This is a genomic window from Bradyrhizobium valentinum (genome assembly GCF_001440405.1).
GTDB lineage: Bacteria > Pseudomonadota > Alphaproteobacteria > Rhizobiales > Xanthobacteraceae > Bradyrhizobium > Bradyrhizobium valentinum.
The window spans coordinates 1-6,342 of record NZ_LLXX01000153.1; the positions used below are offsets into that span (position 1 = coordinate 1).

At 55.8% G+C, this 6,342-nt stretch carries 4 protein-coding genes and 1 pseudogene; all 5 read left to right on the plus strand.

The window, feature by feature from the left end:
• Positions 1-893 precede the first annotated feature (893 nt).
• Positions 894-1,211, plus strand: a complete 318-nt coding sequence (locus tag CP49_RS26955) for a DUF6894 family protein (RefSeq protein WP_057853193.1) — start codon at positions 894-896, stop codon at positions 1,209-1,211.
• A gap of 629 nt (positions 1,212-1,840) precedes the next feature.
• On the plus strand, positions 1,841-2,929 hold the full coding sequence (locus tag CP49_RS26965; protein WP_057853195.1) for an endonuclease/exonuclease/phosphatase family protein: 1,089 nt from the start codon (positions 1,841-1,843) through the stop codon (positions 2,927-2,929).
• A gap of 78 nt (positions 2,930-3,007) precedes the next feature.
• Complete coding sequence (locus CP49_RS26970; protein ID WP_057853196.1) at positions 3,008-5,134, plus strand: DNA/RNA non-specific endonuclease; 2,127 nt, start codon at positions 3,008-3,010, stop codon at positions 5,132-5,134.
• A gap of 252 nt (positions 5,135-5,386) precedes the next feature.
• The gene (locus tag CP49_RS26975) at positions 5,387-5,668 is read left to right on the plus strand and encodes a hypothetical protein (protein ID WP_057853197.1); all 282 of its coding nucleotides are present in this window, start codon (positions 5,387-5,389) and stop codon (positions 5,666-5,668) included.
• Positions 5,669-6,004: 336 nt separating this feature from the next.
• Positions 6,005-6,342: pseudogene (locus CP49_RS26980) on the plus strand (ISNCY-like element ISBva1 family transposase); the annotation flags it as partial.

The window sequence follows — 6,342 nt, forward strand, 5'->3', positions numbered from 1 at the left end:
CGTCATCACCATCGCAGCCATCATTCTATGGCTGCGATAAGTGTCCACACCACCTAAGGCGCGCCACGATGGTGAGGCACTGGGGCCCGCTTCCGAACAAGAATTGGATCGGCATGAGATCGCAAGCGGTTCAGTTAGTGGATAGGCGTCGTCTTCCTCCGCCGAATAATGTCAAAAGCGACCGTTTGGTGGGTCGCAGCCGAGGCAGCATCGCTGTCGCTTTGCCCGCGGTCGGCCGCACGCGCATTCATTCCAGTCCGATATTAATCACTCCGAAATTGGTATTCACCAGTGGCGATTGCGTATCTGCAGTACCGCTTGGGTATCGATGTAGTCGGCTTCTTCGATGAACTTCAGCGCGAAATATGAGAATTTCGCCTGATATATGCGGTGCCCAGGAGAAATTGGCTACTTTTTCTTCTTCATGACGAGGTAAGTTTTCGTTTGTGGACGGTGCCCGATCGAAGGGCTCGGTCGGTCTCCCGGATGTAGGCTCAAGCCGAATGAGCGCACGCAGCAACAACTTTATGTTGGATGCCGAGCTGGATGCTGCCAGTGAGAGTCAAGCTCTTCGCGCCCCGTCCTTAGCTGCCGCAAGATTGGCGGATCACGATGATCTTGCAGCGGAACTCCACCTGTGCACGCACAGTGAGTCAGCGACTCCGGAGTTCCAGTACCCGGGTGGGGCCCAAAGAAGATGAAGATGCGCGATTGCCACGAACGCTTTGAGTGTCGCCCAGCAGCGACAAGCTGCGCCGTCTGTGACGGAAAGTTTGGCATGATCAGATACTACTCATGGCGGGCGACGCTGTGCTCCAAGAAGTGCCTGGACCGCTTCAAGGCACGCCGGGAACGAGACCGCCGCTGGCTGTTTCGATTTGAGGCGGTGGGCCATGCAGCAGCACCTCAAATGCGGCAGCAAGATCGATCTGGAGCTGCAAGATCTGTTCGACGGCACGACTCGTGAGTCGCCGATGAAGAGGTACTATTTTGATATCCGCGACGGCAGCCAGTTCATCCGCGATGATGAAGGTGCGGAGCTGCCGAACATCGATTCTGCTCGGGAAGAGGCGACCACTGCACTCTCGGAGATGGCCCGCGAATGGGTCAGAGGCAGGCCGCAGCACCGCATATCAGTTGAAGTTCGCGATGATCATGGCCCTATTTTGGAGGCGAGCTTTAGCTTTGTGATGAAACCGTGCGCGACGTGAAAGCCATCGGTTGGGATCGAAATGCAATTTTCGACGCCGATTGACAGCCGAAATCGCGGGTCATCAGGCGTTTTCACACAACCAAGACCTACAGCAGACATCAATCAACAAACGCTTCAGGCGCTTTCAAAGCTGGATTTCACGGACAAGGGCGAATCCTTCGTCGAGCAGACATTCGTCACGCTTCTGCTCGAATGCCTATTCGCCACAGGTTAATAGCATCGATCCACTCTTTTTCTGGCTCACTAATCCGGTGTGCGGCCTGTATCAAGGAGTAAGAATTTTGCTTAACCTGCTTGGGTTGAACAATTTATAGTGGTAACGGGTCGGGGGACACCGTAATGATTTTTAGAGGTGCCGATGCGCGCAAGCGGATTGCGGCGGACTCCGTTGACGCCGTCAATATCCTGTACCGTCGGTCCACGTCACCGCTCAGGAGGCAAGATAGATCGATCCCGTCGCCGCGCGTTCTGACGGCGATCTTGTGCACTGGCTGAGTATGCAGTCGCCAAGCGCAGATTGGTCCGGTAGACGCTGAACCAGCGTTAAAGCATCTGTAGCGAAAACTTGTAATCTTCTCGTCATAGTTGTATCTTTAAAATGCGATTTTGGATTCGAGGGGCTCGTCCATGAAGATGATCGCGCTTATTGCTTTGTGGCTTCTTGGCTTGTCGGCTTCCTCCCTCGCGCAAGACATCAATTGCGGTGCAAAAGGGCCTGATCCGAAGCCGAGTGAGATCAAGCTCATTTCGTGGAATATCGCCGAATTAGCGACGGCAGTGAGGGTCTATGATCGTCCGCTCCGTTCGGAAGATGAATTCAAGGACTTGCGGCTCTATCGTGAATGCAGCGACGGCCACGTCTACGCCATGCAGGAGATCGCGAGCCTTCGCGCGCTCGCGCGCGTTTTCCCACCATCCCAGTACATTCTCTGCATTTCCGGGCAGACCGTTGCGGACCAGCGTGGCCTGGCGCCCAATTATCCTTTCAACCAGCTTTCGGATATCAAGCCGCAGTGCGTAACCGACCCGACCTCAGCCGTGAGTACTCTGCCGGGCGAACTCACCAATCCTGCCAGGCAGTATGTTGCTTTAGCAATCAAGCGATCTTCTGGCGTTTCACTCGGAGATACGAGGGACGTCGTGGATCTTGGGCCAAAAGACCCGGCAACTGACCACCAGACCCGGTGGGGGCTCGACATTACCTTGAACAAAAATGGCGCTCTTTTGCGGCTACTCGTCCTGCACATGAAGTCTCGCTGCAACGAAGATCCCATCGAAGAACCTTCAGATAACGACCACTGTCCAGCGCTCTTTCGTCAGCTGCAACCGCTTAAATCCTGGATCAGGGCAGCGCATCAGGGCGGTGGGCCGGTTATCGTTGCCGGAGACTTCAATCGCAGGTTCGACCGCGAAAGCCCTGAGATAAAGACGACTGATATGTGGGATGTGATGTCTGGCGCGTCCACGTCGAGCCCTGACGATGACGTGAAACTTACCCATATCCCTAAGAACAAGGAGTTCAAGTGCTGGCCTACCGAGCCCGCCAGCCAACGCTTTTCGATAGATTTCTTTGTCTTGAATGAGAAGGCCGCTGCCCTTGCGGACGCGGGATCATACTGGAAATGGCGATACGGCAAAGACATTGAAGAGGAAACGCCGCGTTCCCGTTGGCCCAGTGATCATTGCCAGATTCAACTGAATCTTAAGTTTCCATGATTGACGCGAAGTGCCGTTTGAAGCCGAGCCACGGGCCGGTTTGTGTTGTTTCTAAAGATCTAATTTTACGGGGAACGTATGCAGATTGATACTGAAATAGTCGCCACGACGACCGCGCGAGTCGACTCGAAGCGCGGTGAACTCAAGGCACCTGCGGCAAAGCCTGATCTTCCGAAGGATCGGGCGGATCGCGTCACTCGGTACATCAATGAAAACCGGACGCCCGATGACATCGCCGCCCTAGAGCGCGCGATGGGAACGAATGACCTACTGAGCCTACACTACTTCTGGGCAGGCATTCGTGCGGCCCGTTCTGTTGGTTGCATCAAAATACCACCGTCGCCGGGTGATCGCGGAGGGTCTGCTACTGGCTTCATGATCGCCCCCACACTCCTGCTAACGAATTGGCATGTTTTTAAGATGCCGGAAGAAGCAGGCCGCTCGCGGGTCCAGTTCGCATACGAGTCGGACCCCCTTGGAAATGACCGAATCCCCACCTGGTTTTCCTTCGCTCCTGACAAGTTCTTCTTCAACAACAAGGATCTCGATTATTGCGTCGTGGCGGTCGACCCTCTTTCAAAGCAAGGGACGGAAGAGCTGGCGAGTTTCGGATGGCTTCGCCTGAATCCTCAACTCGGCAAGGCGGACTACGGCCAGTTTCTTTCCATCGTTCAGCATCCCGGAGGCCAGAGCAAGCAGATAGCCATTCGTGAAAATAAACTATTGCCCTTCGATGACACTGAAGACTTTCTCACCTACCAGAGCGATACCTTCCGAGGCTCGTCAGGCTCGCCAGTGTTCAACGATCTTTGGGATGTCGTTGCCCTACACCACTCGGGAAAGCCGCTGAAAGATAGCCAAGGTCGCTACATCGGTCACGACGGCCAGCCCATTACCGACCATAAGCCGCTGGAGCACGAGATCAAATGGATAGCAAACGAAGGCGTCAGGACCAGCCGGCTCGTAGCTGACATCAGGAAACAGGCTGCTCGCCATGATCTCCTGCCGGTGCTTGAGGCGGCTATCCAAGGAACGATCAAGCCAACTGCAGCCGAACTCGAAATCGACGTGGAGCCGTCAGCACGGCCTACTTTCGCTCCGCAGCTCATTCCAGCAAGCCGGCCGAGTGAGGGATTCTCACTCGTCTTGCCACTAAACGTCTCGCTCAAGGTTGAAAGCCTTTCGAATCCTCCTTCTATCCGCTCGTTGATCCCGGAAGTAAAGCCATTGGCTGCTCCGGCCATTGTCGCAAGTGCTGAGCCTGACGAGTTGTTGCTGGAGAAGCTTAACTTCGACACCGACTATAGCGATCGACAAGGCTACGACGAAAACTTCCTCGGCCGCGACCGTATTGCGGAATTCCCGACCATAGAGAGCGAAGATCCGAAGCTGATTGCTCCCTTGCGGGGCCGCGCCGGCAAGGTCCTCCACTACCATCACTACTCGTGCATGATGCATGCACAACGGAGAATGCCGGTCCTTTCGGCCTGCAATACCGATTACAGCAAAGGCCAGAGGAAGATTAAGGGCCGCGAAACCTTTGGAAAGGACGAGTGGATAACCGATAGCCGCATGGACGAAAAGTACCAGCTGCCGAAAGGCTTCTATGATCGGTGGAAGAGACTCGATTTTGGCCATCTCGTGAGGCGAGATGATAACTGTTGGGGTGCGTCAAAGACAGAGATTGAGTACGCGAATTCAGACACGTTTCACCTGACGAACTGCACGCCCCAGCACGAAGCATTTAATCGCGATAAGTTTGGTTTCCACGGCTTGTGGGGGCGGCTCGAAAATCACATTAGCAGGCAAGCATCCTCCGATAGGACGCTGGCACGCCTGTCGATCTTTGCTGGTCCAATTTTCACGAAGCGGGATCTGAAACTTGAAGACGAGGAGGCAGGCAACGTTTATGTGCCGCTATCCTATTGGAAGGTAGTCGTTGCACCGACCAGGAGCGGCAGCATCAGGGCGTTCGGCTTCGTCACATCGCAAAAGCAGGAGCTAGCTGACGATTCACCGTTTGAGGAATTCTCGCCAGAAGGCTTCGAAGACGAGCAAGCGACATTGGCGGAAATCGAAAGACGCACTGTTGTCCGGTTTAGTGCGACGTTGAAAGCGGCCGACGTCATGAATGACCGGCCCGTGCAGGAGGAGGAACTTATGCCCCTCTCGTCATTCGAAGATGTCTGGATGGGGAAGAAATAACTGCGGGAACGGAGGCTCATGCTCGATGGCCGCGGTGCTTGGAATGACAGACGTGTGATCGAGTGGCATGCCCCGTTGCTTGAGCTATCGCAAGGATCAGGGCAGGGAGTTCGCGAACTATGCGTGTACGACGCTGGTCTTTTGGGTGCTGGCAGGACCTTCTGCGAACGAAGCTGGTCAATCTTCGTTCTACTGGTGGGCCGGTGAAAGCGAACCCCGCTGGCCTGGCAGACCTTCGGCGACGTCTCCAAATTGTACGGATCGGATCGCGGCTTCTTCAGCGAGAAGAACGTGATGTCGTGCAAGCAGGAAGGCGTCAAGGTGGTGTGCATCCCACAGCGGGGCGGCACCAAGGCGCCCGAACGCGAAGCCTATGAGAAGAGCTGGGAGTTCAAGGACGGCCAGCGCTTTCGCGCCGGCATCGAGGGGCGCATCTCGGTATTGTTCCGCGGTCGCGGCATGAATGTCTCGCCGAAGGTCGCGAGCGCTTCGAGCTATGGGTTGCAGCCGCCGTGCTCGCCAACAACCTCATGAAGATCGCAGCCCTGTTGGCGGACCGATGATCGCGCAGACGAAAAGCCGCCCGACAATATCCCTTCAAGTCCCTCGCTTGCGGCGGAAATCTTATCCGCTGCACTTCAGTGCAACCACTGCACCGTCTACCGGACGCCTCATGAAATCGCGACGAAACTCGCGTCAAAACACATGGCGAATGCTAGCATCTACTGCTAATTCGCCCCCGGTTTTATTGAGGAAATGGCGCCCTCAACACAAATGCAGGTGTTTCGCGACAGAAACTAGCCTACTTTCCGGCGCAAAAATCGGCGGCCTTGTGCGGCTGCCAGAATCGCTCGCTGTGGCGAAAACTGCAAAGGACCGCTCAATCACGAGAAGCTCAAGCAAGGCTACCGGCGGCTGTTGAACTCGACGAGCCGTGTGGTGGGGCAAGCGAAGCGCTTCTCCCATGAGATCGCCACCGGCGTGAAGCGGGCCAGGGGCATCTTGAAACGGCTGGCGCTGCAAGGCTTGCGGCAGGAGCTGGAAGCGATGATGCCGCTCGTGCGACAGGTGATGCGGCAGACCCGGGAACGCATCTTCCGCGGCAACACACGGGCGGAGGACAAGCTCTTCAGCGTGTTCAAGCCCTCGACAGAGATCATTCGCAAGGGCAAGGCCGGCAAGCCCAACGAGTTCGGCAAGATGGTCAA

What these genes read in the sequence shown, in the direction of transcription:
- CP49_RS26955 (WP_057853193.1), top strand. Translation starts at nt 894, where the DNA reads ATGCAGCAGCACCTCAAATGCGGCAGCAAGATCGATCTGGAGCTGCAA.
- CP49_RS26965 (WP_057853195.1), top strand. Translation starts at nt 1,841, where the DNA reads ATGAAGATGATCGCGCTTATTGCTTTGTGGCTTCTTGGCTTGTCGGCT.
- CP49_RS26970 (WP_057853196.1), top strand. Translation starts at nt 3,008, where the DNA reads ATGCAGATTGATACTGAAATAGTCGCCACGACGACCGCGCGAGTCGAC.